This window comes from Candidatus Saccharimonadales bacterium, assembly GCA_035945435.1.
Classification (GTDB): Bacteria; Patescibacteriota; Saccharimonadia; order Saccharimonadales; family DASZAF01; genus DASZAF01.
Genome location: DASZAF010000011.1, coordinates 1 through 26,624, shown reverse-complemented (window position 1 = coordinate 26,624; position 26,624 = coordinate 1). Strand labels below are relative to the sequence as shown.

Below are 26,624 nucleotides of genomic sequence, written 5' to 3'. Positions count from 1 at the left end.
ATTCGTAATATGGTGCCCGAACAAAAACGTTATTACGAATGAGATGAGTAGGTACGGCCCAAAAGCAACGACACTTCTTGTCTTGAGACGACGGGAAATGAGAAGTGGTGTTACCGCTAAAGCGCCGATATAGTACGACATTACCAGGGCGACAAAGCCATAGCCTGCACCAAGAACAAGACCCAAGAAAACACCCAGTTTAACATCTCCCAACCCTATCCACTTCCCTCGAGACAGAAGATAAAGCAACCCAAAGAAACCACTCATAATAACGACCCCGAATGAGGCACTCTCAAGAGAGCCAAACCCACCATGAAAGAAAAAGTACGCCTGCAATCTATAAATGAGAGCGAGAGCGATAAGCGGAAAGACGATCTTGTCAGGCAGTAGCTTCCATTTGAAGTCATAGATCGTTAATATTAAGGCTCCAACAAGGAATACTAACCAAAATACGAAGTCGACGATAAAAGCTCCCCCACTTCGGGTGCCCGGCCAATAAATCCAAGACAGCGCAAACAGACAGCCCGTTAGTAGCTCAACTAGTGGCAGCTCGACTGAGATCTTGTGATGACAGTACCGACACTTTCCCCGGAGCGCCACCCAGCTAATAACAGGGACCAGATCGCCCACACTGAGATGGTGGTGGCAGTTTTCGCATTCTGAACGTTCAGTTACAAAGTTGCGTCCTTCGTGAAGGCGCCAGACGACGGCCCCTGCGAAACTGCCGAAAGCAAGTCCGACGACGAATAAGAGCGCTGTTACCATAACCATCTTATAGTAACAGGAAACATACAATAACCCGCGCTTTCACGCGGGTTATTACTTTATCCAGTCAAACTATGTTTCTACTGGTTGGATTGACAGACGAAAGTGCCATCCGGTTCGAGGGCCATAACGACCGCCACTTGTGTGGCATCACCTCCGGCTGGGCTACCAGCGGTACAGACATCGCCTGGGAAGTAGTCGACATCGCCATGAGCAAACTTAGCAGGGTTACCAAGCTGTGCTACCGTAGCAGCGGTGTAGACATACTGGACGTTAGTGCTCGGGTCAGCCATGTTGGGCTCATACTGGTTTAGGAATGCCTGGAAGTTAGCCGCTGTTGGGAATGCTCCAGCATTGTTAGATGCATAACTCTGGAGGGCAGATACGATGTGCCCTAGGTCGCTCTTACGTTGTGTATTTCGTCGTGCCCGCTCAAGATCCGGCAAGGCAAGAAAGACGATCAGGAATATTAATCCTGCAATTGCCAGCACGAGGACAACCTCGATGATGGTGAATCCTTTCTGCTGATTGAGTTTACTCATAACCACCCTTCCTTATTTATAGCTCGTTTAATTTGTTTAATTTTAACACGCTTATGTTCAACAGTACCACATTATATTAACAGATTCCATATTGCAAGACTTATCCGAGATTCAGGTTCTGGCCGACGAGGCCGTAGATCGGCAGTAGGATGGCACCAACTAAGAGACCAGCAACGACAGCTAGCACGACCATCAGCGCAGGCTCGATAATTGTTGAGATAGACTTGATTGCATTGTCTAGTTCGTTCTCATAGAAAGTTGCCGCCTTCCCCATCATCTTGTCGATAGCACCCGACTGTTCGCCGATGCTAATCATCTGAGGGACAAGGGGTAAGAAGTTGTCGTCGTTCTTGATTGCCTCGGACAGGGTTTTACCACCCTTCACTTTCTCTGAAGCACGCATGATGGATCTCTCAATCTGCACATTTGCCACCGCCTTGCCAGAAATACGAAGCATCTCAAGCATGGGGACTCCAGTCGCCATCAATGTCTCACCAGTCCGACAGAAACGAGCCATGTAAAGCTTCATGAAAAGGGGGCCGAACGCAGGTGCACGCATCTTAAGTGTATCGATAGCAGCTCGCCCGTTGACGGTCTTGGAATATCGTCTCAAGAAGTAGACTAAGGCTACGATAAGAAGGATCACAAGCCACCAGAACTTTTTGGCAGCGTTAGCGATACTAAGCATCATGGCAGTTAGAAATGGTAGCTGAAGACCCAAGCTTTTATAGAGGCCTTTAACTTGGGGTAGGACTTCAATAAGCATGAAAGCAATGACAAAGCCAATGACAACCAAGACGATGGCTGGATAGATCATAGCTCCCCTCACTTTCGAGAGCATCTCCGCATCCTTTTCTTGTTGGTTGGCTATACGCTCAAGAGCTTGGTCAAGGGTACCAGACGTCTCGCCAGCAGACACAAGCGCAATGTAGACTTCGTTAAAGACATTGGGATGTTTCGCTAAAGCGGCCGAGAGGCTACTCCCACCTTCAACCGAGGAGAGAATGTCGTTGATAACTATAACGAGTGGTTTGCTGTCTGTCTGAGCAGCAACCGTGCGTAAGCTCTGGGTTAACGGTAGGCCAGCATTGATAAGCGTCGAGAGCTGTCGAGTCATAATGATCCTGTCTTTGGTCTTGACTCGTTTCTTCATAAAGCTAAAGAGGGCATCCGAGTCGTCATCCTTCATATGTATCTTGATCGGAATGATACCCTGACGCATCAGGAGTCTAGCGGCCGCCACCTCTGATTCAGCTTGAACCTGGGATTTAACTTCTTTGTTGCTGTTACTGTCTTTGGCAGTGTACTCAAATACAAGCATTTGGGATTAGCCCCTCATCATTCGCTCAAACTCGTCTAAATCAACCGCATAGTTACGAGCCTCGTCATAAGTGATTGTTCCAGCCTGTATCATCCCGACTAGTGTCTTATCCATCGACTGCATACCCAGCTGCCCGCCTGTCTGGATGACTGCATCTAGCTGATGAGCCTTGCCCTCGCGGATAATGTTACGCACAGCTGGTGTTGCCACTAAGATCTCGGCTCCGGCAACACGCCCACCGCCAATAGCTGGGATGAGGCGCTGAGAACAGATAGCCATTAGAATGTTTGCAAGCTGTGAGCGGATTTGGGGCTGTTGGTGAGGTGGAAAGACGTCGATCATTCGATCAATCGACTGAGCGGCCGAGTTAGTGTGCAGAGTAGCAAAGACCAAGTGGCCGGTTTCGGCAATTGTGATAGCAGCTGAGATCGTTTCAAGATCCCTCATCTCACCTATCAGGACAACGTCTGGATCCTCACGCAGGCTCGAGCGAAGGGCCGCTGAGAATGAGTAGGTGTCATAGTGAACCTCTCGCTGAACGATAACCGATCTCTTTGACTTATGGGTGAACTCGATCGGGTCCTCAATTGTGATGATGTGGTCCGCTCGCTCGCTGTTGATACGATCGATTAACGCTGCTAGAGTTGTTGATTTACCAGAACCTGTCGGTCCAGTGACAAGGACTAGTCCACGTGGGTAGTTCGTAAAGTTGTTAACAATGCCCGGGAGACCAAGTTCTTCGACAGTTTTAATTTCGTTAGGGATAAGCCGCAGGGCGGCCGCTAAGTTACCTCGCTCGTGGAATGCGTTGACACGGAATCGGGCCAAGTCGCCGAAGGCAAACGAGAAGTCAAACTCTTTATCCTTTAGAAGAATCTGCTTCTGGTCATCATCAAGAATCGAGAAGATGAGCCGTTCAATCGACTCTTCGTTAAGCGGATCGTACTCAGTAATAGGAGTAAGACGACCATCAACACGAAGCATAGGAGGCAGACCTATTTGGACATGAAGATCCGACGCCTTGCGTCGAATGACCTCCTCTAGTAATAGTTCGATCCTAACCTCTTGTTTCACGCCCACATCCTTTCATGCATCATGCGCTGTTAGCTGCGACACGATTTACCTCTTCAAGTGTAGTGATACCCATCAGTGCTTTGAGGTAACCGTCTTGACGCATCGTGATCATCCCATCCGTGATTGCCCTATTTTGGATCTCAGAGCTTGTTCTGTGCTCTATGATCATCTGCTGTATTCCCTCTGTGATCTCCATAACCTCATAGAGACCGACACGGCCTAAATAGCCGTCTGGGGCTTGAGGGGTGTCCTGGCCCTTTACCAAAGTATAAGCTGTTTGGGTTGCAAGGGGCAAGTCTTTATAGCCTAAATCAGCCGCCATAGCCGCAACGTCAGCTTTTGTTTGTGGTAGCAATCTGCCTAAAGTTTCATGGATTGACTCTGTCTCTATACTGGTCGATTGGACCGCCATCCTGTTATCGGGGGCAATCCGTCTGACAAGACGCTGTCCGATCACCGTAACAACCGTTGAGGCAATTAAGAATGGTTCGATACCCATATCGAGGAGGCGTGGCAGAACCCCAGCGGCCGAGTTAGTGTGCAGGGTCGAAAAGACAAGATGACCCGTCAGAGCAGCCTGGACGGCCAAATTTGCCGTCTCTGAATCACGAATCTCGCCTACGAGCACTACGTCGGGGTCTTGCCGAAGGATGGATCGTAGCCCAGTTGCAAAAGTGAGACCCACTTCGGGATTTACCTGGATCTGGTTTACCCCATCAATCTTATACTCAACAGGGTCTTCAAGTGTAACAATGTTAATGGCATCACTCTTGATCTCTTCAATCAGAGCGTAGAGCGAGGTGCTCTTGCCCGAGCCCGTTGGACCACTTGTCAAGATCATGCCGTTTGGCTTCTTAATGCCCTCTCGGATAACCCTCAAAGCACGCCCTGTATACCCCATGTCTTCTAGCCTGAAAGTCGAACTCGACTTATCTAGAAGACGAATAACAACCTGCTCACCCCAAACTACCGGCGAGATAGCGATACGAAGGTCAATCTCTCTCTCAGCAACCCGGACAGTAAACTGACCGTCCTGAGGAATACGATGCTCGTCAATTTTGAGATTGGCAAGAATCTTGATTCTTGAGACGAGAGCCGGCTCAATTGACTTCGGAAGTTTCATAATCTCGCGTAAGACACCGTCGACACGAGCCCTAATTTTCAGACCATCTTCGAGTGGTTCAATGTGGATATCCGAGGCACGAGCCTTGGCCGCATACTCAAGTATGGTACTCAGCGCTCGACTGATCGGAGAGTCTTGGACAATCGTTTTGATGTCCTGGTTGGTGCTCTTCTTTTTTTCCTTCTCTTTATCGGCCTTGTCTTGTTGCTGCTGTTGATCGACTGATGAGATGGCAGCACTGACCCCCTCCTGAAGATTTGTCCCATACTGGTCGAGAATACGCCGGATACCGCTCTCTGAGGCCATGTAGACCTTGAGAGGCTTCCCTATTTTGTTGGCAAGATAGTCAACTGCTTGAACGTTGGTCGCATCGAGCATAGCAACAGCTAGACGATTTTGCAGCTCGCTGAGCGGCACAGCCATAAAGTGTTCGGCAATATCTTTGGACAGCAATTCCAAGATCTGTTGGTTAACATAGACGCCGGTTAGGTTAACATACGGCACACCCGCGATCTTGGCTAGTATCTGCGTTAGGTTCTCATCACTAATGAGCTTGTTCGAAACAAGGTAGCTTATAAAAGGCGTCTCAGCTTGGCTGGCAGCCTCCTTATATTCTTTAAGTTTTGTACTCGAAAAGAGCTTCTCGGTCAGAAGTACCTGTTCAAACTTCTTCTGGTGATCGTCATCGAAGATAACACTCAAGATCTACCTCTCAGGCTACTGGCCAAAGGGCTGTTGCTGGTTAGAGTTACCAATCGATATGGCTGGAGTTGGATTGATTGCCTGGCTATTAAAGATGGCTGTGCTTGGAGTTGTGAACGTTCCGCTAATCGGCTGAACGACCTCAACAGCAACTGGTTTATTTGCTGGACTGCCAAGAAGTGATTTGCCAACAAAGAATGAGACGACAAGGCTTATAGAGACAATGAGGATTATAACTGCGATGTCATTCTTTTTCATCTATTTAACCTCCTGCGTTGACACGTTGAGTGACTTTACTGGTTGGTAATAGGTGTTGACGGTGAGTGTCGCAGTCATACTACTATCGGTGCCCGAGAGCACTATCGCCTCGACGTCCATAGGCCGGATAGTGTTTTCCAAGTTAGTGACGAGCGTATTGACCTGCTGGTATGTCCCCGAGACCTGAAGCGAGAATGGAATCTGAACAGGTGCAGGAGTAGCAGACATGTCTGAGACTTGGCCATTGAGGTCGGTTGACGTCAAAGAGACAAGACTTAGCCCACTCTGCTCAACAACTGTCTGGATTGAAGCTAGTAGATCAGGGTTGTCATAGGTAGGCGGAAGAGCATCAAGTATCGTCTGGGCGTTTGCGACACTACTTGATGAGTTAATCAGTTGGTATTGAGCAGATAAGTTCTGAGCGCTTGTAACGTTTTCCTTAAGGAGATTACTGACACTCTTCTCTTTCTTGTAGACACGATCGTTATGCTGTATCTGTTTCCAGAGGAAGTTGCATGTTACAAGGGCCATGGAGACAAAAACCGCAGCTACGGCAACAATCACCAAGATAGCATTGTTGGCTTTCTCAATCTTCTGCCTCTTTCCCAAATTTAGAGCTTTGCCTGTGACTGGTTGTTTCATTGACCATTACCCCCAAAGATCTGACCCGATTGGGCAAATTGTTGGTTCGGATTAATATTCGGAATATTTATCGTCGGGCTAGTAGTTGTTTGGGCGAAGATGACCGAGTTAAAGTTCATCGTTATCTGGAAGCTAACTCCGGGAGTCGTCGTATTGTTTGACTGGTCTGCACTCGTTATGACAACCTTGCTAAACGGCTGGATAGTTTGGCGATTGTTTGAAGGGCCATAGGTCAACTGTGCATCTTTTAAGTCATCGGCAAAGACATTTAGTGATGTGTAGTCCTGGGAGACACCGTCAAATTCAATAGAAGTGGCCGACTGTTCGATATCGAGCTTATTCAAAGCTACGGTTGTAGGGACGAGATCAGTTAGATAAGCGAATAGACGTGAATTGATTACTTGCTGGCTCTTGAGTGTTGGCAGCGTACTAAGTGCATCTTGCACAGTGAGAATTTTAGAAAGCTGCGGAATAGCGTGCAGCTGAGTCGTGCTCTTCGTGATGTCGTTTTTAACATTCGTTTGAGCAATCGACTGAACAACGTTGACATAGAAAGCCATGAGAACTACGACAGCAATAGAGATAAGGATGGCAAGAATCGAGAGAGCTATTATGTTGCGCTTGAGATGTTGCGTCTCAATATACTCTCGTTTTACGTCTGGCAGTAAGTTCAGCTCAACCATGATTTCTCTCCGCTAAACCGACCGCTACCGAGAAAGTACTTGCCAGCTTCATAAGATCTTCATGCATATTGCCCGGATAGCTCACATTCTGCCAGGCGTTCCCAATTACCACTGGCATACCAGACTTATGCGTAATGTGATCACCGAACCCTGGGATAACGGCGGCCGCACCAGATAGAATAGCGTTCTTAAGCGGGCTGCTGGGGTAACGTGTCTGGTAGAACTTGACCGACTTCTCAAACTCGGCATAAAGCTGGTCGACAGTAGATTCAAGTGCGCGGTAAATCTGTCCTTCAAGCTTGTCCTGATGTAGACCAAACTTGTAGATAAACTGTTGCGCCTGATTCTCATCGATACTGAGAGTCTGAACGGCTGCCTTTATAAACGACTTACTGCCGACTGGGATTGAACGAATCAGCCGCGGTGCGCCACCGACAACTACTACCAGATCGGTTGCATAGTCACCAAGATCGAGAATGATCATTGGATCGTTATTGCCAAGCGGGATCAGCGCACGAGAGAGAGCTAAGGCGTCCGGCTCGATGGCGACAACGTTAAGTCCGAGGCTTTCGAGCATATCAAGACGCTGTTCGCTGAACTTATTGGTGACACCCGCAAGTAAGACCTCGTCTTTTTGCGGATCGCGCGGAGAGGTACCGAGTACCGCCCAATCGACTTTGGCTTCGCCAATAGGTATGGGGATATATTGATCTTCTTGGTACTTAATTGTACTAGCAAGTTCGGCCTTTGATAGATGTGGTAAATCAACAACCGTTGCGAACATCTTGTTAGAAGGTATGCCTGCCACCACATTGTTTGTAGTCAGACCAACCTGCGTAACAAGTGCAATAATCGCGTCACCTACCTTGCGCTGGTCTTCAGTGGCATCGCTCATAGCAAGTTTGACATCAATCGGCGCTAGACCGTAGCGGACAAGCGACCACGAGTGTCCTGCTCTCTTTAGTTGCACCACCCGGAGTGAAGTTGCGCCAATGTCAAGCGCAAAGAAGTCGCCCACCGCGTTAAATATATTCATACTCTCTGCATTCTACCATAAGCAAAATTAGTTTGTTAAGAATAGTTATCTGATAAACGTAAGGTTAGTAGACGGGTGGGAGTTGTGTAAATTGGTTGGTCGATAGACCACCAGGCGGGCTCGTATTCATCAACGGGCTTTCCAGGAAGAGCTCAGGCGAGAACTGTATCTGTTCTGCAGGAGGTTGACCGGCAGCAACGGTGCCGTTCGTTCTCTGCCAATAGACCTGTTTGGCGAGAAGTGCTCCTTTAACCGTCAAAGTCGTATTGCAGACGCCTGTTGTAAGTGGGTTGTAAGTAGTAGTGCTGCCTGGTTTTACGCATGTCTGGACTACCCCGCTGGTTGGGCCTGCGTTTTTACCTTCGGCGACGTAGAAGCCAGTAATGGTACCCACGTTATCCTGGATATTGATATTGCCATTGGCAATTACCCATAGAGACGGTATATCCGTTTGAGAACTGTAAGTACCTGGATAGGTCACGTCTCCTTTAATTGTGACTGTTCCGTTGACAACTATCGCTGCATGAACTCCCCCGCCGACTTGTCCTGTAGCTCCACCACCGTTAATAGTAAGGTTGCCGTTACGATAATAGATCTTAGAGGTGAGCGTATCCGGGTCGACGGAGCCACCAAGCCCGGTTCCGCCCGTACCGACCGCGTTGTAATAGTCGGGTACACATCGAGTCGAGTCGCCCAGCTTTCCATTCACGGGAGTATTGGCGAATGTGAAGCCAGTATTGTTTGCGTTGCCAGAAGAGCCATTCGAGCCCATTCCGGTAATAGTACCGCGAGCCATAACGGCGTACTGGCCAAACGAGCCGTAGCCTGACGCACTCACCCATGTCTTTATGTTAGAGTTCCGTACGGTTGAACACGGGTTGGCAACTCCGGCATAGTTGAAGTCGCTTCCGGCCCACACATCATTACCGCTCACCGTTAGATACGGCTGCGCTAAGACGGTCGTACAGGCACTTGAGTTTCTTGTCGTGACCTCACTATCGGGAGGCGGGTTATCGATACTAAAGTCGTCACAGACGACCGTCCCGGGAGGATCACTAACATCTGTGTAGGTATCCGTTTCGACTTTTTTTAGACCATTCCCGCTAGTAGCAAGTGTGCCAGTCGTAGGGCCTCCCACGGGACTACCATTTACAGTCCGCTGCACCTGCCAGCCAACATTATCAGGTGAGGAGTAGTCTGAAACATCTATATAGTTCTTGAAGGTGGCCGTCTGGCCCAGAGTTAGGGTACTGGTGTCGACTGTTGAGGAGGCCGCGTAGCTGGCTGGATTATTGAGTGGCGGTAGCCCGTTCATCTCTCCACCCGGGTTAGCACATGATCTGAAGAGCACAAACAGTGGGTTGTTGCCATGATCGAAGAAGACAATGGCCTCGCCAGTCTGCCCACCGCCACCGCCACCGCATTGGCTGACTCCACAGTAGTAGGTCACATCGGCGTTGCCATCCGGTAGCCAGCTTGAATATGTGTTATACCACGTCGTAACGCTCATATCCCAGCTGATACTGATCTGCCCGTCAGCTAGCTCAGCATCTATAAGCGTCTCAAGCCCGCTCCACTGCCCTCCGCTGACTCCCCTATTTTTAGGGTCTCTCGCTTTATTGCCTACCAAGCCGTTATAGATAAAGCCAGATCCAGTATGCCGTCGCGGGTTGCCTGAGCCATTCTCACCCTGCAAGAAACTTATAAGGCTATGGACACGCGTATTGTCGCTCCCGCTGCCGGCAACACATTGCACTGGAATTGCCTGATTGGGATTGGCACCACAGCTGTAGTCATGTGGAAGCACGTCATTAACATCGCTTCCGCCACCGCAGGCTTGAAAGTTACAGTACGGGCCTGGCCCATTACTGCCGCAGTTGCCGTTACCACTACCACAGTATTCAAGCTCATTATTGAAGTAGCCGTGGAACCAGCCGACGTTCCACTCCCTACCCGGTGTCTTGACCGTCAATGCGCTGGCGTGATGGGGCGCAAAAGTAAACGAACTGAGCACGACTGCAAAGATAAAAAGACCGACCTTAAAGCTTCGATGCCTTAGTAGCCTTTTAGCCAGCTCCATTGCGTTCACTGAACACCACCCCCACCGAGTTGCTGGGCGATACCTTGATAGTACGAACCCGTATAACCCGAAATCGGGTGCGCAGGAACTTCTCGGGCTGCTTTCTGGTAGTAGCTGATGGCCTGCGTCTTATTGCCAAGCTGTTGGTATATCTGAGCGACCATCGAGCTTGTGTCAGCAGTCGGGAGATCGGCGTCCCAGACAAGCGCATACTTGAGAGCTGTTTGATACTGGTTAGCATCATAGGCGATACTTGCAGCCTCGCCATTGAGCTCACCTTGAACAGTTTTATTGGCAGCATTGGGTATATTTTGATTGTAGATATTCAATGCCTCACTAATGTCACCATTTGCAACGGCAGCATTCGCTTCCTTATTAATAAGATCCGTATCGGCCAAAGTGACTGCGGCTGGACCAGGTAGTTCGTTATTACGGTGGTGCTCCCATACGATCAGACCAATCCCACCACCAATCAGAACTACAGCGATAACAACGTAAAGCCAGTGCGTCTGAAAACCAAACCACCACGGCGTCCCTTTAGTGACAGCAGCACCTTCCAGCTTAGCAGGCTTCTCATCGCCATCCATGAAGGTAGTATAGCAAAAAGATAAGCGTGATGAGAACAGGTATAACTATTAACCGAGCTGCAGATTGTGGGCTGAGCAACTCAGTAAACAGGTGGCAACTGAGTAAATTCGTTCGTCGAGAGTCCTCCCGGTGGAGAGGTATTCATAAGTGGGCTCTCGAGATATAGTTCTGGAGAGAATTGTATCTGCTCAGCTGGCGGTTGGCCGGCAGCAACAGTGCCGTTCGTCCTCTGCCAGTAGACTTGCTTTGCAAGCAAGGCGCCATTAACCGTCAAGGTTGAGTTGCAGACGGCAGTCGTTAACGGGTTATACGTGGTGTTGCTGCCCGTCTTTACGCATGTCTGGACTACCCCGCTAACTGGACCGGCGTTTTTGCCCTCAGCAACATAGAAGCCCGTAATGGTGCCGACGTTCTCTTGGATATTGATATTACCGTTGGCAATCACCCAAAGCGAAGGGATATCATTTAGTGAACTATACGTCCCGGGATAGGTCACGTCTCCTTTTATAGTAACGGTTCCATTGACAACTATCGCTGCATGAACTCCCCCGCCGACTTTTCCGGTCGCCCCGCCGCCATTGATCGTGAGATTTCCATTGCGATAGTAGAGCTTGGAGGTGAGTGTATCTGGATCAACCGCACCTCCCAGTGGTGTGCCGCCTGTGCCAACCGCGTTGTAGTAGTCGGGTACACACCGAGTCGAATCACCAAGCCTACCATTGGATGGAGTATTAGCAAACGTCAGACCGGTATTACCAGCATTGCCGGGTGATCCATTAGAACCCATGCCAGTGATGGTGCCAAGAGCCATAACTGCATACTGACCAAACGAGCCATAGCCCGATGGGCTTACCCAAGTCTTAATATTTGAATTGCGCACCGTCGAACACGGATTGGCAACTCCGGCATAGTTGAAGTCGCTACCTGCCCAGACGTCGTCACCAGTCACTGTTAAGTAGGGCTGGGCCAGCACTGTAACGCATGCCTGGGAGTTTCTGACTGGCACCTGACTATCTGGAGGCGGGTTATCTATGCTGAAGTTGTCGCAAACGACCGTCCCGGGAGGATCGTTGACATCGGTATAGGTATCTTGCAACACGCGTTTGAGTCCGTTACCAGTGGTAGCAAGCGTGCCGGTTGTGGGTCCGCCGACCGGATTACCATTGACGGTCCGCTGCATCTGCCAACCCACATTATCAGGCCCGGCGTAGTTCGATACAGTTATATAGTTATCGAAAGTGGCCGTCTGGCCTAGTGCAATCTGATTCGGGTTTACGGTACTTGAGGCCTTATAATCCGCCGGGTTCTGCATCGAAAGTGGACTTAGATCCCCAAGCAGGTTGCCACACTCTTTCTTAATATCAAACGTCGAGCCATCTGGGTTGGTAAAGACAATGGTATCGACTGTCATATCACCACCGGTGCTATTCGTTTGGGTAAAGAAGGCGTCATCACCATAGACCCAGTTTGAATAGAGCGAGTTAACGAAGGGTACCCTGAACGTCTTAAGTTGTTTAAAGTCGGCCTTTCGCCCACCAACACCGGTGCATCGATTGTTGACAACTGATGAAGTGCAGTAGTTCTCAACAAGAGCCTTCCATGTCCCAAAGTTTGCTTTGGCGTAGTTTACTCCTCGGTTAACGTCGCCGAGCCCTGCATCGTCAAAGTCTTTACCAAGCATCATATCGATATGAAAGGCTGCTCCTTCGCTATCCTGCTGGTTGCCGCCGTTGAGAAGGTTGCTTTCGGTGTTCTCGAACTTGGTTAAGTTATCAACTGCGGTTAAACCAGCTCCTCCGTTATCAATAACGTTGGAACAACAGACCGTTCCACCCTGCTCCAAGTCCCGGTTCGTAAAGTAACCATGGCATTCGGCAACACCCCCAACGTTACCACCTGGACATGTCTGACTGGCGTGTGCCGGAGAAGCCATAATAAAAATGAAACCACAAACAGCAACAGCGAATACGCCAGCATGTGTTAGAAATTTCTTCATGCACCCCCTTGTAACTGGCTTAGCTGGTACTGCATATTCTGGACAACGGACTGCAGATATGGATTATGCATGCCTTGAAGAATTGAGATAGCCTGCTTGTAGTAGTGGATACTCTGGGTCTTATCTCCCATCTGCTGGTAGGCATAAGCTAGGCCCTCAGTTGTATCTAGATGTGGTGTCTTGTCTATCGAGTTTGCTTGCTGATAGTAGCTAATAGCCGTCCGATAGTCCGAAGCGTTGGTATAGATAGTCGCTAGCTGTACATACGCATCTCGCTTGTTATTCTGCGATGGGTCCGTATTGAGGTAGTTGCGCAGAAGAGTTTCAGCGGCAGCATATTGCGAGATATTTGTTAGTGACTGGCTCTGTTGCATAACAACGTTAAACGGCAAGGCTTGGACTTTTGGGTTGTTATTGTCCTGATGTTTTGTGTAGATAATCAGTCCAACACCGATCACGACGAGGATGACCACAACCATTAAGTAAAGCCAGGGCGACCGAAGCCCGAACCACCACGGTGACTTTTTGGCGACCAGGCCATTGTCAGGCTCAGCAGATTTCTCCTCGCCACTCATGAGAGTAGTATAACAAAAAGATAAGCTTTATGATCTCTATTTATTGAGATACCTATCTGAAAATTGACAAGCCAAGTCCCGTTAGACTACCATAGTGCTTACGGGTTATGTTGAGAGGAGATCTATGCTGAGCGAAAAACACAGGTATATGCTCATCGGCGGCGGCGTTTTGGCCGTCATACTGCTCATTTCAGGTGTTTACTTCTTTATGCAATATCATCACCTGCAAGCTTCGCCTCAGCAGCAAGCCAAGGCAAACAGCCAAAAAGTTATCCAGGAGGTTAGTCGGCTCTATCAACTTCCTTCAGGCCAACCTACTGTTGCTCAGATCAAGGACATCAGCAAGTTAGCTGGTCAGTCGTTCTTCAAGGACGCCCAGAACGGTGACTACGTCCTCATCTACACCAGCGAGAAAATCGCCATAATCTATAGAGGTTCGACTAACCAAATAGTCAACGTTGGACCTGTTCAAGTAAATAACACTTAAAATACTGATCAGACGCACCACAGCCAGGAGACCATGAGTTCAGAAAGACAGCCGGCCATCATTCTTAAAGATGTCGTTAAAAACTTCGACGAAGTCATCGCCGTTGATCATATTAACTTAACCATCCCAACGGGTCAGATCTTTGCCTTCCTCGGCCCTAACGGCGCCGGCAAGAGTACGACAATCAAGATGTTAACTACCCTTCTCCGGCCAACTTCTGGGGAACTCGAGCTGGCTGGTCATAACGTGATTAGCGACCAAATAGGTGCGAGGCGATCTTTCGGTGTTGTCTTCCAAGACCCAAGCCTTGATGATGATCTAACCGCCTATGAGAACATGGAGTTTCATGCAGTCCTCTATGGGATGTCACGCCGTAAAATTCGGCCACGAATCGAGGAGCTGCTTGAGCTCGTGGACTTAAAGGAGAGGCAGGCAAGTCAAGTTAAGACTTTTTCAGGTGGCATGAAGCGACGCCTCGAAATAGCTCGTGGGCTCCTTCATCAGCCTAAGATCCTCTTCCTTGACGAACCAACGCTCGGGCTCGATACTCAAACCCGACGGCTACTTTGGAGTTATGTTGAAAAACTCAACAAAGAGACTGGCATGACCATCTTCTTCACAACACATTATCTCGAGGAGGCTGAGGTGGTGGCCGAGAGAATCGCCATTATCGATCACGGCAAGATCGTTGCTCTTGGTTCGACCAAGGAACTTTGTAAACAGACTCACACTACTTCACTCGAGAACGCCTACCTCAAACTGACCGGTACTGCTATTCGCGACGAGACAGTGAGTGCCAGTGATAGTTTCCGAGCACGTGTGGGGGCAAGGAGGCGGCAGTGAGAGTCATATTTATACTCTGGTTACGGCAGATCAAAAAGTACCGGAGCTCACATTCAAGAATTATCGGCGCCATCGGTCAACCTCTTCTCTTCCTGCTCGCTCTCGGCTATGGTATTGGCGCGATCTACAAGCGGGCCGGCGAAGGTAACTATATCGATTTTCTGGTGCCAGGTGTCGTTATTCAGACAATCCTTTTTTCATCCATCTTCTGGGGTATCAATGTTGTTTTTGACCGACTCTTTGGCTTCCTTAAGGAAGCCTTGGTTGCTCCCGTTGGTCGTCTTCATGTCCTACTTGGTAGCGTCCTCGGTGGCGCAACCATCTCGATGCTCCAAGGCACCCTAGTTCTCGTGATTGCTCTTTTCATCGGCTTCCGACCTTATAACTGGGCGCTGGTCCCGGTCGCTTTTCTTATTATGGCCACCATGGCTATCGCGATTACGGCTCTTGGCGCCGGCCTCGGTTCTATCATCGACAACTTCCCTGCCTTTCAATCAATAAACAACTTCATCATTCTCCCGCTCTACTTTCTATCGGGCGCCTTCTTCCCCCTTGCTGGGGCACCGCGAGTTCTTCGTATCATCGCTGAATTTAATCCCCTTTCCTATGCCGTCGATGCAATGCGGGATGTGCTTATTCATCAGTCCCACTTCGGGATAGAGAAAGACTTCCTAGTGCTTGGTTTGACCGTCGTTATCTTGGTCAGTTTCGGGACACTCTGTTTCCGGCGAATCCAAGTCTGATTTAAGGTTTAGAGACATACGGGTTGCCATTAATATAGAATCGCCACGGAACGTCTTTGGCGTGACTGATACCAACTCGCGTAGTTTGGGTAATTTGGTTGTGGCGAAGCGGAGGTTGAAGAATAAGCTTTAGTGGTCCTCGGCGAAGGTCATGGCCATTTAGGCTCTTGTCGATAGCCAGCGCTTGGCAAAGTTTGGCCGGGCCGTTAGTTAACTCCACTCCGCTCTTTCCCACCCTGAAGCCACTTATCGTGTCTGTTCCTTCGATTGGCTCGGCAGCCCTTAACAACACCGCCGCGCCATAACCTGGCTTGCTGACAACGATGTTGCAGCAGTAATGCATACCATAGGTAAAATAGACATATAGATAACCTGGCTCACCAAACATGATCTCCGTTCGAGCAGTACGGCCTTTATAGCTATGGCTGGCTGCGTCAGACTGATCATATGCCTCAGTCTCAACGATGCGGACTTGGACTATCTTACCGTCGACGGTTCTCTCCAAAATAGAGCCGAGAAGTCTTGGTGCTACCTCATGTGCAGAGCCACTTAGAAGTGACCAAGAGTGTCGGTTATTAGTAGACCTCACCATATAGATGATTATAGGTGACCGATTATCTGATGGGTATCCTTACCCTACGCGGATCGGCAGTAAGCTGGTAAAGCGTACCGCGATTCCCTGGCGTACTGACATCTACAGGACGGCGCCTGCCACTTCGATCAATTGCCTGGAGCTGACCAGTCGAGGCAAGAACACCAAGTACCAACTGGAGCTGGGGTGGTCGTATGACACGACCTCGTTCCTTTCCGTGTACCTCATTCGAGATCTCCAGCGCAGTCATACCCGGAGTCCCATGTTCACCCCGTGAATGTATGTTTGCCATCGCTTCTGGTACTTTTTGTGCGAACTCGGCATCGTTCATAGTTGCTATATTATAACATTTTTAGCTGAATATTACAACTACGAATACGACGATCTTCTCTGTTATAATCAATTCGTTAAGCCAGCACTCACGCAGGCTACAGAGCAGAGCTGAATATGAGTATCTCCGTTGGAATCGTCGGACTCCCAAACGTCGGCAAATCGACGCTTTTTAACGCGCTGACCAATAATAATATCCTGGCCGCCAACTACCCTTTTGCGACCATAGAGCCAAACACTGGTATCGTTCCAGTTCCTGATGAGCGCTTAGAAAAATTGGCCACTCTCTACTCCAGCAAGAAAGTGATCCCTGCAACAGTCACCTTCGTCGACATCGCCGGCCTCGTAAGGGGTGCGAGCAAAGGTGAAGGACTCGGCAACCAGTTTCTGTCGCATATACGCGAGTGCCAGGTTATCTGCCAAGTAGTGCGGGCGTTTGAGGATGGTAACGTTACCCACGTCGATAACAAGATCGACCCCAAAGCTGATATCGAACTCATTAATACTGAGCTGATACTGGCTGACCTACAGACAACCGAAAACAGACTGCACAGCTCGCTTTCCAAGCAGGCCCGTCTTGATCCAAAGCTAATGCCGGTCTTAAAGATGACCGAGCAAGCCAAGGCCTACCTTGAAGAAGGCAAGCTACTCAGTACAACCGAGATCTTCGGTCAACTCGCTGACGCACATCTCCTCACCAATAAACCGTTTATATATGTATTCAATATCAGCGAAGATGGGCTAACGAATGAGCCAAAGAAACAGCAGCTCAGCCAGCTTGTCGCGCCCAACAAGGCCGTTTTCATATCCGCCAAACTGGAGGATGAGGTCCGTTCACTTGATCAATCAGAGGCCAAGGAGCTTTTAGAAACCTACGGCCAACATGAGTCGGGCCTTTCGCAGCTGGTCCGTGCGGCCTACGACGAGCTCGGCCTACAGAGCTACCTGACCTCCGGGCCTGACGAGACTCGAGCATGGACCATAAAGAAAGGCGCTACTGCTCCTCAAGCCGCTGGTGTCATACACACTGACTTCGAGCGAGGTTTTATCGCAGCTCAAGTTATGAACTACCATGACCTTATCTCACTTGGTTCAGAACCGGCCGTAAAGGCGGCCGGCAAGATGCGTACCGAAGGCAGGGATTACGTCATGCAGCCCGATGATATTGTTGAGTTTAGATTTAATGTCTAATTCTTAACCCGCTCGCGGTACGCGCCACTTGCGGTATCAACGCTGATCAGATCACCAACATTCACAAAGATTGGAACTTTTATCGTCAGGCCGGTTTCAACTGTGGCATTCTTCTGAACACTACTACTGGTATCACCCTTAACAGCGTGTTCGGCATAGGTTACTTTGAGATTAACATTCTTTGGAAGCTCGACGTTTATAACTTGGCCATTGAATAACTGCAGCGCGACATCGCTTCCTTCAACAAGGTACGACTTCCCGTCGCCCACAATCTCTTTATTAATCTCATGCTGCTCGAATGTCGACGGATCCATGAAGAAGAACGTCGTGCCGTCGTTGTAGAGATACTGAGCAGTTCGGTTTTCAACGTGTGCCGGCTGGATCTTTTCAGCACCCTTAAAAGTACGGTCCAGTACCCGACCGTCAGTCAGACTCTTGAGCTTCACATTAACGATAGACCCGCCCCTACCGAGCTGCTTCTGAGCGTAGTCAACTATTTTATATGGGGTTCCCTCAAGTTCAACGAGAGTACCTTTTTTGAGATCGGTTACACCAAACATGAGACGAGGGCCTACTTAGACGACAAACGGCAGCAAAGCCAGGTGACGTGCTCGCTTAATGGCTACGGCCAGGCGCCGTTGTTGCTTAGCGCTTAGACCTGTCTTTGAGCTTGGCTCGATCTGCCCGTAGGCGTTCATGAAACGCTGTAGGCTCTTGGCATCCTTGTAATCAAAGAAGAGGTCTTTGTCCATCTTGTATCTTCGATGCATATCTTGTACTCCTTAAGAGATTAGAACGGGATTTCGCTTAAATCAATTTTTTCGTCAACGTCTTCGATCGAGACGTCATCATCGGAGGAATCATCTTTCTTTGGAGAGCTCTTGCCACTCGGTGCTGGAGTATCATCACTCGAAGTATTGTCTCGCCCTCCGCCACCGTCAAGGAAGGTTACGTCATTAGCGACTACCTCAACCTTGTTTCGCTTCTGGCCATCCTGCTCCCAGCTTCGCTGGCTCAGTCGGCCCATAACGAGACACTTACGGCCCTTACGAAGATACTGGTCGACCAGTTCTCCCAACTTGCCCCAGGCCGTTACGTCAAAGAAATCTACAGCATCCTGCTGAGTACCATCGGCACCCTGCCAGCTACGATTGACAGCAAGTGAGAAGCTGCAGACACTCTGCCCGCTTGGGGTGGTCCGTAGTTCTGGATCACGGGTCAGGTTCCCCATTAGAATTACCTGATTGATACTCTTAGACATCTTTTTCGCCCTCCTCTTCTTTACTGCTACTGCTAGCCTCTTTTTCTGCTGCTGCCTCTTCCTTCTCACGCTCTTCCGCTGCCAAGCGAGCTTTTAGATCGGCCTTAACGAGCAAGAAGCGCAGCACTTCGTCGGTGATATTAAGGGTATCATTGACCTTCTTCACACCCTCAGGTGGCAGTTGAAGTTCAAAATAGACGTAGACAGCAAAGCTCTCTTTCTTAATCGAGTATGCCAGCCGGCGCTTGCCCCAGTTGTCCTCTTTCGAGATAGTGCCGCCACTATCTTTAATAAGTTTCTTGATTTTACCCAGTGGTTTCTCGAGATCGATCTCAAGATCTGGATGTAGAAGAACGGTTAGTTCGTACTCTTTCACGTTTTACTCCCATGGAAACTACCAGTTTGGTAGTTACTTAGTCGACACACTAAGTCGAGTTAATATTTACCTCTGTTATTCTACCGTACAAAAAGCGTATACGTCAAGCACGTGCATTGACATAAATATATTTCATGTCACGGTTGCCTAACCTTAGCTACTCTTCGCCACCAAAGACTTCGTCCGCACTGCCAATTAGAACGTCACGAGGCCGAGCCCCATCGGCTGGACCGACGATCCCTTGCTCCTCCATCATCTCAATCAGCCGCGCAGCTCGGGCGTACCCAACGCGAAGCCGTCTTTGTAAGAGGCTGGCGCTAGCCTTGCCACTCTCAGTGACAACGTGGACTGCATCTTTATACATATCGTCATCGGCACCACCCATGTCCATGACAATCCCACCTTTACCGCTAAGCTGAACTTGCTGGGCAATGATCTCCGGATCGTATTCTGGTGCTCGCTGTTTGCGAAGATAATCGGTTACTTTCATGACTTCACCTTCAGTGATGTAGGCTCCCTGAATACGCTTTGGCTTGTTCATTTGAGGAGTCAGCATCAACATATCCCCTTCACCAAGCAGTTTTTCCGCGCCGGCTTGATCAAGGATAGTACGTGAGTCAACTTGGCTGGCAACGGTGAAAGCAATCCTAGCCGGGATATTAGCCTTGATAAGGCCCGTGATGACATCGACACTAGGACGCTGAGTGGCGAGAACGAGGTGGATACCGACAGCTCGTGCCTTCTGGGCTAAGCGGACGATCAGGGCTTCAACATCCCGGGCAGCCAACATCATAAGGTCTGCCAACTCGTCAATGACAATGATGATGTATGGCATCTTGCCTTCTTCTCTGTTATCTAGCCTGTTATAGCCATCAATATTGCGCTGACCAGACTCAGCCAATAAGTTGTAGCGTCGATCCATTTCATTCACCGCCCATTTGAGCGCGCTAATACACTTCTCGGGGGCAGTGATAACAGGTGTCAGTAGATATGGAATGTCATTGTAGGGAGTTAGTTCGACCTGCTTCGGGTCAACCAAGATGAGCTTCATGTCAGCCGGCGTGTTGTGGTACAGCAAACTCATTAGAAGCGTGTTAATCATGACTGACTTACCAGACCCGGTCTGACCGGCGATCATGAGATGAGGCATCTTATCAAGTTCACTGACGACTGCAGTACCGGCAATATCCCGCCCAACCGCAAAGCTCAGTGGTGAGTTCAAACTCTGCCAGTTCTTACTTTCTAAAATGCCGTGAAGCCGAACGTCGGCTGCACGTCGGTTTGGCACTTCTATACCAACTGCCCGTTGACCCGGAATCGGAGCCTCAATACGGATGGCTTGGGCAGCTAGATTTAGGGCTAGGTTTGTCTCCAGGGCAGTGATGCGCGTCAGTTTGACGCCTGCCGGTGGCTTAAGTGTATACTGGGTGACTTTGGGCCCAATGTTGGCACCCTCCATCTCCACATCAATACTGAACTCAGCAAGCGTGTCCTTTATTACCTGCGCATTGCCCTTAACATCACCGGCATCTGCAGGCTGTTGCTTCTTTTCCAGTAGATCGAGACTTGGGGTCACCCACTCAGGGTCTGAGGAGGTCGTAAGTGCCGACTGCTCATCGGCTTGGTTCGGATCAATGCTATTGCGAAAACTACTAAGACGACCTTTACCAGAGCTGATCTCAGCCGGTACGCCCTCATTGAGTTTGAAGCCTTTCTCGCCGATCGAACTGTCGTCGATCTTAAAGGTACCGATCTTCTCTGCGACGGCCTTGTTATCTTCACCAGCTCCTTCACGGGAGAACAGCTTGGCGATGACTTGAACGATATGCTTCGGGTGAAGCTGGACAACATATAGGCCGGCCACGAGGGCAAGGACGACTAGGACAATCAGGCTGGCGGTGGTGTCGAGAAACATCAGCATAAAGTGGTCGATACCAAAACCAACAACTCCTCCATTCTGGCCGTTTTCGGCGAGGCTAAGAGATTGTGTAGAGCTAAGCAGCCCACCAGCACCAGCAATAGCGGCGGCGAAGACAAACGCTGCTAACTTCATTGCTAGCGGTAGTCTGTTATTTTCGGCCCTAAATGTCTCGACCACAAAGTAGAGGAGAATGATTGGGAGAAGATAAGTTACAAAACCGACCGCCCACTTGCTAGCCTTAAGAATGACATGTGGTAGCGGTCCACCAATCCCGAAGAGGGCCAGAACCAACAGTATCGCTACAACGGCAATACAGACCGCCCAGACTTGTGGCCAGAACCCCTCAGGTAGACTTCTTTCGGCCATCTGCTTCTTCTTGGCTGCTTTGGATATTCGCTTTTTCTTTTTTGCCATGACTCTTATTATTATCTCACTTGAGAGTAATATAGCAACGTTATCGAACATAATTAAAACACAAGCATTATATAAAGTCAAGTAGTAGTCCCCGCCCTTTAGCCATGGCGAGTGAAGTGCTATGCTTTGAGGTGATTATGCCCCTGAAAGTTAATACAATTGCCGAGAAGCTACGGCGTATCGGCTCACGAGTCAAGCCCTGGTTTCGCAAGAAGTGGCTCTGGGCCATTGCGACAGTTCTGATTCTCATAGTCTCATCCGCCATCTACTGCATCTCGGCCAATCCATACAGCAGCGATACGTTTGTCCAGGCTCCTTTCACAACCCACTTCTCGAACGGCAAGGTGGTCCTTACGACTCGTTATACTCCCCACTTTTACAGCGGTTGGCTAGCTAGCGCCGTTGGTTACTACGAACAGGCCGTCACAGTCGTATGGGATCGCCTCTCAAGCCCCAAGATGCCGGCAGGAAGCGAGCAGTCAATCGTGGATAACATTTACAAGCTTCGTTTCAACCCAAACAAACCCTACATTATATCCGGGGACCAGTTTGGTGGCCTCTATATCCGTAATATGAGTATCTTCTACCAGGACCTGCTCGACCCACAGACAGCTATCAATACGACCGACTTGCACAATCGAGAGCGAATCGCCGTTCAGTCGCTGGCTTACGCTCTTAGCTCAATGCAACAGCTACATCATCCCGTCACCACTCTACTGCCGATCACTCCCCGACGAGCTTTGGCCTTCAACTTCTGGAACTACCCCTCAGACAGTATGTTCAGTATCTTCGCCCTGCTAACCAAACTGGAAAGCATCCCCGCAACACGGCAAGTCGCTTTTCAACTCCAACACCAGTACGGCTCTGGCATCGAGGCCTCCCTCCAAAACTATCTGTTGACTGTCCGCAACCCGCAGACAGGCCTCGTCAGGAGTAACATTCACCTCTCAGGAGCCCGGGATGCCGCGTTCCGGGAGAGCAGTTTTTACGATAACGTCATTCTTTGGAAGACCGAACAACTTGGCACTAACCTCGGTTTCTACCATGCCACACCAGCTGGCCTCGCTTCACTTCGTCAGACTATCATCAATCGCTATTGGGACAACAGCCAGGGGCACTTTATTGATGACCTCACTCCTGGCCATCAGCACTCTTATTCCTCGGACTGGCTAATCACTCTGCCGCTTGGTTTTCTTGACCCTGCAAACCAGACTGATCGAGCCAAACTCATTGCTATATCCAAATATATAGACGACAAACACCTTGCCGAGCCACTGCCTATCCGCTATACAGCCGACCACGTCACCGAAGACTTCTTTGTCCGATTCTTTGCCGGCAGTTACGGCACTACTGCTATCTGGAGCTACTGGGGAGATCTCTACATCACCCTAGAAACCAACCTCTACCAACAGACTCATCAGCCACTGTACGCTCATCACGTTGAGACAGCGCTAAGCAGCTGGAGTTCGGTTATCATACGAGATAGAGGATATCCCGAGACACTTGATGGTAAAGGAAAGATGTATGAGACCTTGGTCTATGAGAGTATCCGCCGCAACGGCTGGGTGGTCGACTTTGAGTCAGTCGCAGACAACTGGCAACGAGTCAATCACTCAATCAATAGCCAATGAAGTCGTCTTCTCAAGAATCTCGTTGCCGCGACGCTCTCCATTGAAGACGTAGATGCGATAGCCGTTATAGTTCCAGACAGCTGAGATGAGCGAAGCGACAATCCCACCGAGATTAATCTCAAGCACACTTGCGCTCAGACGCAGCCCCGTCAAAGAGTCTGCAGTATTGGTTAAGCCTACATGATGACGACTAAGAAATGCTACGGCCGCCACATAGACAACGTTTTGAATAACTAAGATGCCGCTGACGGTAACAGTGATAAAGAGGGCTAGTTTCCTAGCTGGTCGTTCTTTATCGACAAAGACGAAGTTACGATTAAGAACGAAACTAAGTATTACGACGCACGACGTGGCCATAATGCTTGCCAGCAGCTTTGACTCATGCAGATCATAAAAGGTGTAGTTGAGAATTGAGAAGTTAACGGCAGCATTTATTGTTGCAACCAATAAAAACCTGACGAAACGAAATGCGATAATCTCTTTTACCCGCCTCATGTGCAGCTCCAGTATACCTTACTAATTTACGTCCTTACCCACTACTCCCTCCAGGCGCCGACGTAATACCTCAGTGAGACAGCCGCCAAGAAAACAGAACATACGATGATAAAGGTCCCAATATCTCGATATATCGTTGACCACGAAGAGGTGGCTGTAACGATAGCTAGTAGCAGAGTCAAGAGGCCAATCATTTCTGTAGCAGTCTTAACCTTTGCGTACCAGCTCGCCGGTATAGCGGTTCGTGATCGGGCAGGTCGGATCCGCGCCCATGTCATTATTACGTCGTAAGCAAGCAGGAGGGCGGCGACTACAAAGAAGATAGGACTATTAAAGTGGAACGCCAAGAGCCAGAGGAGTACCTGGCAGACGACCTTATCGGCTAGCGGATCCATGAAAGAACCAGCGTCGCTTGCGACATGCCAGTATCTGGCCAGCCAGCCGTCAAAGGCGTCAGAAGCGAATGCAATCATGGCCACGATCAAGACTGCCAGCCAATGGGAGCTGATGCCAAGGCCGATCGCAGCAAGTCCGCAGATCATTCGTAACGTTGTGATCAGATTAACTACGAGATACTTGGTCCCCTGCATGCTCAGCCCGCCAGAATCTGTGGACTGTACAGCATTTGGACTTAGCTTGGTATTGACTGTGTAGAGTGGGTTTTTGGTGAAAGTAATATCTATCTCTGCGTCTGCAGCTATACGAATCGTTTCGCCGTCAAACTGCGCCCAAATCTGTTCGAGAGCCCGAAAGGTGGCCCGCTGTCGTATGAAGTGATCGGCTCTGTGCCGATTGAATAGCTGTCGTATCTGTTGAAGAAGCGCTGTGAGTGACTTATGCTCAACCGTAACCATAAAAAAGTGTCTATCGGTCAGCTTGACGGTGACACCCCAGACTTTGGCAAAGCGCGGCCCATTAATAAACGTTCGTTCGTACAGCGAACGGCGGAGATGTCGTTCTTGTATCTCAAAGCTGGGAGCACTAATAAGTGCATCTTTGACTGCAAGTACTTCCCGGATAAGACGACGCAATGTGGAAGAGCGAGACGAACTAGCCAGCAGATCGCGACGCTCGTCGAGCCAGCGAGCCGTGAATGCGCTTGCGCCGAAGCTGGCATAGCAGACGGCTATATATTGATCGAGGATTCCATTCTTATTTTTGACACTACATTCGATCGGCCAGATCGGAGTGATGGATGCCTCCCGAAGAACCTGCGTTAAGTTTGTGCGGAGAAGTAGCCCGTTAAGCATGATTGCAAGATCGTTGGCGTTGCCTCCCCACAGTGGTAGAATGGGGGTCTTTCGGGCTGCCCCCTTGAACCGCTCATCAAGCAGTAACGCGTCAACGGCCACATTGACTGTGCCGTCACCGCCAGCTACACAGAGCAGTGACTGTGGTCCAAGCTTATCTATATACTTTGCAAGAAGATCTTTGTTGGCTTCACGACCACCAGCAGTTGTTTGAATAATATCGAACGAAACTGAAGGGTACACACTGTGTAGTTCATCTATTAGGCTGGGTACCTTTTGAGCATTCGTGCTTGTGGGATTGCAGAACACTAACACGTTCTTGAACTGATGTGGTGATCTCTTGGATGCAGACATTCCACTCGTATGATACTCAACATCGGCAGCTTGTCTAGCTGCCGTTTGAGCTGGCTCTAGTAGGATATGGGCCTATGAACCGGTGGCTGCTGTAGTGGCCTGCCTGCCTGTGTCCGCATAGCTTGTTGCTGAGGCTGCTGGTTTTGCTGTGCTGGCTGCTGACGGCTGATCTCGTTGATAACTGGGATGACGATTGGTGTGCGACGAGTCTGGTCGTAGAGGATATGGGTGACATCATCCTTTATCTCGCGCTTGATATCATCCAGGTCAACTTTACGGTTGGCGAAACTGCGCGCCGCCTTCTGTTTCAGATACTGGCGAATCTGGTTCATCAGCTCTTCATTGTCACGCAAGTAGATAAAGCCGCGGCTGATGATGTCAGGGCTTGTTAGGAGACGGCCTGTTTGTTTGCTGACTGTCAGGACAACTACGAACATACCTTCAGTGCTCATGTGTAAACGATCTTTAAGAACGACCTCCGATATCTCTTCTCCAGAGTCATCAAACATGATGCCACCGACTGGCACACGCCCAGTTTTGGCTGCGGTCTTTGAGGACAACTCAATGACGTCGCCTGCATCACAGACAAAGATGTTGTCATGTGGGATACCAGCCTCTTTCTCGGCCAGCTCGGCGTTGTGAACCAGCATGTGAAACTCACCGTGAATCGGCATATAGAAATGGGGCTTGAGAGCCTTAATAAGAACGACGTGATCGTCGTAGTATGCATGTCCGGAGATATGAAGTGGACCACAGCCGTCGAGATTGCGGATCATATTCTGGATGACATCTGCACCTTCGCGCATCAGCCCATCGACAGTCCGCACAACGTTGACCTCGTTGCCGGGGATTGGGTTGGAGCTGAAGACGATAATATCTGACGGTTTCGTCTTAATGTATTTGTGGGCACCAGATGCCATTCGGTTAAGAACGGCATTGAGCTCACCCTGAGAACCAGTACAGATGATAGTCACCTTACCATCTGGCAGTCTGACGATATCCTCCATCCTCATGACGACGTCTTTAGGAACTTTTATGGTGTTGCTACGCAGGGCCACTTCAACATTTTGGATCATACTGTAACCCGCAAAGGCGACCTTGCGACCGTTTTTATGAGCCTGTTCCATGAGGACCTGCATCCGGTGCAGCTGGCTGGAGAACGTTGACACAATGATACGACTACTGGAGTGCTTTTGCATGATGTCACCGATACTATCGCCGATATCATGCTCGCCGTGAACAGCCGTTCCCATCCACTCACAGTTGGTGCTCTCGTTCATTAAGAGGTGTATTCCCTCTTTAGTCGAAATCTCTTCCAGACGTTCAAGATCAAACTTTCGGCCGTCGACTG

The 26,624-nt window shown here is 49.6% G+C and carries 28 protein-coding genes; 5 read left to right on the top strand and 23 right to left on the bottom strand.

The window, feature by feature from the left end:
• The 13 genes from VGS28_01340 to VGS28_01280 all read right to left on the bottom strand — a co-directional run.
• Positions 1 to 765 (bottom strand): prepilin peptidase (locus VGS28_01340; GenBank protein HEV2412431.1); only part of this gene is annotated, 765 nt, incomplete at its 3' end.
• An 80-nt stretch (positions 766 to 845) separates the two neighbouring features.
• Positions 846 to 1,307, bottom strand: a complete 462-nt coding sequence (locus VGS28_01335) for a type II secretion system protein (protein HEV2412430.1) — start codon at positions 1,305 to 1,307, stop codon at positions 846 to 848.
• Between the two features lie 100 nt (positions 1,308 to 1,407).
• Positions 1,408 to 2,628, bottom strand: a complete 1,221-nt coding sequence (locus tag VGS28_01330; protein HEV2412429.1) for a type II secretion system F family protein — start codon at positions 2,626 to 2,628, stop codon at positions 1,408 to 1,410.
• Between the two features lie 6 nt (positions 2,629 to 2,634).
• Positions 2,635 to 3,702, bottom strand: coding sequence for a type IV pilus twitching motility protein PilT (locus VGS28_01325; GenBank protein ID HEV2412428.1), 1,068 nt, complete (start codon positions 3,700 to 3,702; stop codon positions 2,635 to 2,637).
• Positions 3,703 to 3,721: 19 nt separating this feature from the next.
• Positions 3,722 to 5,527: an ATPase, T2SS/T4P/T4SS family gene (locus VGS28_01320; GenBank protein HEV2412427.1), complete on the bottom strand. Its 1,806-nt coding sequence runs from the start codon at positions 5,525 to 5,527 to the stop codon at positions 3,722 to 3,724.
• A 15-nt stretch (positions 5,528 to 5,542) separates the two neighbouring features.
• The gene (locus tag VGS28_01315) at positions 5,543 to 5,785 is read right to left on the bottom strand and encodes a hypothetical protein (protein ID HEV2412426.1); all 243 of its coding nucleotides are present in this window, start codon (positions 5,783 to 5,785) and stop codon (positions 5,543 to 5,545) included.
• Positions 5,786 to 6,427, bottom strand: coding sequence for a type 4a pilus biogenesis protein PilO (pilO, locus tag VGS28_01310; GenBank protein ID HEV2412425.1), 642 nt, complete (start codon positions 6,425 to 6,427; stop codon positions 5,786 to 5,788).
• The gene (locus VGS28_01305; protein ID HEV2412424.1) at positions 6,424 to 7,110 is read right to left on the bottom strand and encodes a PilN domain-containing protein; all 687 of its coding nucleotides are present in this window, start codon (positions 7,108 to 7,110) and stop codon (positions 6,424 to 6,426) included. Before VGS28_01305 ends, pilO begins: the two co-directional genes overlap by 4 nt.
• Positions 7,103 to 8,146, bottom strand: coding sequence for a type IV pilus assembly protein PilM (gene pilM, locus VGS28_01300; protein HEV2412423.1), 1,044 nt, complete (start codon positions 8,144 to 8,146; stop codon positions 7,103 to 7,105). The genes VGS28_01305 and pilM overlap by 8 nt, the downstream gene beginning before the upstream one ends.
• 64 nt (positions 8,147 to 8,210) lie before the next feature.
• Positions 8,211 to 10,235, bottom strand: coding sequence for a hypothetical protein (locus tag VGS28_01295; protein ID HEV2412422.1), 2,025 nt, complete (start codon positions 10,233 to 10,235; stop codon positions 8,211 to 8,213).
• Positions 10,232 to 10,813: a hypothetical protein gene (locus VGS28_01290; protein ID HEV2412421.1), complete on the bottom strand. Its 582-nt coding sequence runs from the start codon at positions 10,811 to 10,813 to the stop codon at positions 10,232 to 10,234. The genes VGS28_01295 and VGS28_01290 overlap by 4 nt, the downstream gene beginning before the upstream one ends.
• Positions 10,814 to 10,893: 80 nt before the next feature.
• Positions 10,894 to 12,810, bottom strand: coding sequence for a hypothetical protein (locus VGS28_01285; GenBank protein ID HEV2412420.1), 1,917 nt, complete (start codon positions 12,808 to 12,810; stop codon positions 10,894 to 10,896).
• Positions 12,807 to 13,385, bottom strand: coding sequence for a tetratricopeptide repeat protein (locus VGS28_01280; protein ID HEV2412419.1), 579 nt, complete (start codon positions 13,383 to 13,385; stop codon positions 12,807 to 12,809). Before VGS28_01280 ends, VGS28_01285 begins: the two co-directional genes overlap by 4 nt.
• A 124-nt stretch (positions 13,386 to 13,509) precedes the next feature.
• On the opposite strand from VGS28_01280, the gene VGS28_01275 reads away from it, so the two are divergent.
• Genes VGS28_01275 through VGS28_01265 form a run of 3 tightly spaced genes read left to right on the top strand, consistent with a single transcriptional unit; the run spans position 13,510 to position 15,458 of the window.
• Complete coding sequence (locus tag VGS28_01275) at positions 13,510 to 13,872, top strand: hypothetical protein (GenBank protein HEV2412418.1); 363 nt, start codon at positions 13,510 to 13,512, stop codon at positions 13,870 to 13,872.
• Between the two features lie 33 nt (positions 13,873 to 13,905).
• On the top strand, positions 13,906 to 14,715 hold the full coding sequence (locus VGS28_01270; protein HEV2412417.1) for an ATP-binding cassette domain-containing protein: 810 nt from the start codon (positions 13,906 to 13,908) through the stop codon (positions 14,713 to 14,715).
• Positions 14,712 to 15,458, top strand: coding sequence for an ABC transporter permease (locus VGS28_01265; protein ID HEV2412416.1), 747 nt, complete (start codon positions 14,712 to 14,714; stop codon positions 15,456 to 15,458). The genes VGS28_01270 and VGS28_01265 overlap by 4 nt, the downstream gene beginning before the upstream one ends.
• A 1-nt stretch (position 15,459) precedes the next feature.
• Here the strand turns inward: VGS28_01265 and VGS28_01260 are convergent, their stop codons facing one another.
• Positions 15,460 to 16,050, bottom strand: a complete 591-nt coding sequence (locus VGS28_01260) for a DNA-3-methyladenine glycosylase (protein ID HEV2412415.1) — start codon at positions 16,048 to 16,050, stop codon at positions 15,460 to 15,462.
• A 22-nt stretch (positions 16,051 to 16,072) separates the two neighbouring features.
• Positions 16,073 to 16,381 carry a hypothetical protein gene (locus VGS28_01255; protein ID HEV2412414.1) on the bottom strand — a complete coding sequence of 103 codons (309 nt, stop codon included), beginning with the start codon at positions 16,379 to 16,381 and terminating at the stop codon, positions 16,073 to 16,075.
• Between the two features lie 116 nt (positions 16,382 to 16,497).
• On the opposite strand from VGS28_01255, the gene ychF reads away from it, so the two are divergent.
• Positions 16,498 to 17,571 (top strand): redox-regulated ATPase YchF, encoded by a 1,074-nt coding sequence (ychF, locus tag VGS28_01250; protein HEV2412413.1) that lies wholly within the window; start codon positions 16,498 to 16,500, stop codon positions 17,569 to 17,571.
• Here the strand turns inward: ychF and efp are convergent.
• The 5 genes from efp to VGS28_01225 all read right to left on the bottom strand — a co-directional run bounded on the left by efp (position 17,568) and on the right by VGS28_01225 (position 21,543).
• Complete coding sequence (gene efp / locus VGS28_01245) at positions 17,568 to 18,131, bottom strand: elongation factor P (protein ID HEV2412412.1); 564 nt, start codon at positions 18,129 to 18,131, stop codon at positions 17,568 to 17,570. The two genes, ychF and efp, sit on opposite strands and share 4 nt — an antisense overlap.
• Before the next feature lie 15 nt (positions 18,132 to 18,146).
• On the bottom strand, positions 18,147 to 18,341 hold the full coding sequence (gene rpsR, locus VGS28_01240) for a 30S ribosomal protein S18 (protein ID HEV2412411.1): 195 nt from the start codon (positions 18,339 to 18,341) through the stop codon (positions 18,147 to 18,149).
• A gap of 20 nt (positions 18,342 to 18,361) precedes the next feature.
• Positions 18,362 to 18,832: a single-stranded DNA-binding protein gene (gene ssb, locus VGS28_01235; protein HEV2412410.1), complete on the bottom strand. Its 471-nt coding sequence runs from the start codon at positions 18,830 to 18,832 to the stop codon at positions 18,362 to 18,364.
• Complete coding sequence (gene rpsF / locus VGS28_01230) at positions 18,825 to 19,208, bottom strand: 30S ribosomal protein S6 (protein HEV2412409.1); 384 nt, start codon at positions 19,206 to 19,208, stop codon at positions 18,825 to 18,827. Before rpsF ends, ssb begins: the two co-directional genes overlap by 8 nt.
• Before the next feature lie 157 nt (positions 19,209 to 19,365).
• Positions 19,366 to 21,543, bottom strand: a complete 2,178-nt coding sequence (locus VGS28_01225; GenBank protein HEV2412408.1) for a DNA translocase FtsK 4TM domain-containing protein — start codon at positions 21,541 to 21,543, stop codon at positions 19,366 to 19,368.
• A gap of 137 nt (positions 21,544 to 21,680) precedes the next feature.
• Here VGS28_01225 and VGS28_01220 point away from each other — a divergent pair, with 137 nt between their 5' ends.
• A complete protein-coding gene (locus tag VGS28_01220; GenBank protein ID HEV2412407.1) occupies positions 21,681 to 23,174 on the top strand; it encodes a hypothetical protein in 1,494 nt (497 codons plus the stop codon).
• On the opposite strand, the gene VGS28_01215 is transcribed toward VGS28_01220, so the two are convergent.
• From VGS28_01215 to VGS28_01205, 3 genes are all read right to left on the bottom strand, one after another.
• A complete protein-coding gene (locus VGS28_01215) occupies positions 23,157 to 23,669 on the bottom strand; it encodes a GtrA family protein (GenBank protein HEV2412406.1) in 513 nt (170 codons plus the stop codon). The genes VGS28_01220 and VGS28_01215 overlap by 18 nt on opposite strands.
• A 41-nt stretch (positions 23,670 to 23,710) precedes the next feature.
• Complete coding sequence (locus VGS28_01210) at positions 23,711 to 25,273, bottom strand: CDP-alcohol phosphatidyltransferase family protein (protein HEV2412405.1); 1,563 nt, start codon at positions 25,271 to 25,273, stop codon at positions 23,711 to 23,713.
• A gap of 56 nt (positions 25,274 to 25,329) precedes the next feature.
• On the bottom strand, positions 25,330 to 26,624 hold a 1,295-nt coding region (locus tag VGS28_01205), incomplete at its 5' end, for a ribonuclease J (protein ID HEV2412404.1).

What these genes read in the sequence shown, in the direction of transcription:
- VGS28_01210 (HEV2412405.1), bottom strand. Translation starts at nt 25,273, where the DNA reads ATGTCTGCATCCAAGAGATCACCACATCAGTTCAAGAACGTGTTAGTG.
- pilO (HEV2412425.1), bottom strand. Translation starts at nt 6,427, where the DNA reads ATGAAACAACCAGTCACAGGCAAAGCTCTAAATTTGGGAAAGAGGCAG.
- rpsR (HEV2412411.1), bottom strand. Translation starts at nt 18,341, where the DNA reads ATGCATCGAAGATACAAGATGGACAAAGACCTCTTCTTTGATTACAAG.
- ssb (HEV2412410.1), bottom strand. Translation starts at nt 18,832, where the DNA reads ATGTCTAAGAGTATCAATCAGGTAATTCTAATGGGGAACCTGACCCGT.
- VGS28_01215 (HEV2412406.1), bottom strand. Translation starts at nt 23,669, where the DNA reads ATGAGGCGGGTAAAAGAGATTATCGCATTTCGTTTCGTCAGGTTTTTA.
- ychF (HEV2412413.1), top strand. Translation starts at nt 16,498, where the DNA reads ATGAGTATCTCCGTTGGAATCGTCGGACTCCCAAACGTCGGCAAATCG.
- VGS28_01290 (HEV2412421.1), bottom strand. Translation starts at nt 10,813, where the DNA reads ATGGATGGCGATGAGAAGCCTGCTAAGCTGGAAGGTGCTGCTGTCACT.
- VGS28_01305 (HEV2412424.1), bottom strand. Translation starts at nt 7,110, where the DNA reads ATGGTTGAGCTGAACTTACTGCCAGACGTAAAACGAGAGTATATTGAG.
- VGS28_01315 (HEV2412426.1), bottom strand. Translation starts at nt 5,785, where the DNA reads ATGAAAAAGAATGACATCGCAGTTATAATCCTCATTGTCTCTATAAGC.
- VGS28_01330 (HEV2412429.1), bottom strand. Translation starts at nt 2,628, where the DNA reads ATGCTTGTATTTGAGTACACTGCCAAAGACAGTAACAGCAACAAAGAA.
- efp (HEV2412412.1), bottom strand. Translation starts at nt 18,131, where the DNA reads ATGTTTGGTGTAACCGATCTCAAAAAAGGTACTCTCGTTGAACTTGAG.
- VGS28_01335 (HEV2412430.1), bottom strand. Translation starts at nt 1,307, where the DNA reads ATGAGTAAACTCAATCAGCAGAAAGGATTCACCATCATCGAGGTTGTC.
- VGS28_01275 (HEV2412418.1), top strand. Translation starts at nt 13,510, where the DNA reads ATGCTGAGCGAAAAACACAGGTATATGCTCATCGGCGGCGGCGTTTTG.
- VGS28_01260 (HEV2412415.1), bottom strand. Translation starts at nt 16,050, where the DNA reads ATGGTGAGGTCTACTAATAACCGACACTCTTGGTCACTTCTAAGTGGC.
- VGS28_01255 (HEV2412414.1), bottom strand. Translation starts at nt 16,381, where the DNA reads ATGAACGATGCCGAGTTCGCACAAAAAGTACCAGAAGCGATGGCAAAC.
- VGS28_01280 (HEV2412419.1), bottom strand. Translation starts at nt 13,385, where the DNA reads ATGAGTGGCGAGGAGAAATCTGCTGAGCCTGACAATGGCCTGGTCGCC.
- VGS28_01270 (HEV2412417.1), top strand. Translation starts at nt 13,906, where the DNA reads ATGAGTTCAGAAAGACAGCCGGCCATCATTCTTAAAGATGTCGTTAAA.
- VGS28_01220 (HEV2412407.1), top strand. Translation starts at nt 21,681, where the DNA reads ATGCCCCTGAAAGTTAATACAATTGCCGAGAAGCTACGGCGTATCGGC.
- VGS28_01225 (HEV2412408.1), bottom strand. Translation starts at nt 21,543, where the DNA reads ATGGCAAAAAAGAAAAAGCGAATATCCAAAGCAGCCAAGAAGAAGCAG.
- pilM (HEV2412423.1), bottom strand. Translation starts at nt 8,146, where the DNA reads ATGAATATATTTAACGCGGTGGGCGACTTCTTTGCGCTTGACATTGGC.
- VGS28_01285 (HEV2412420.1), bottom strand. Translation starts at nt 12,810, where the DNA reads ATGAAGAAATTTCTAACACATGCTGGCGTATTCGCTGTTGCTGTTTGT.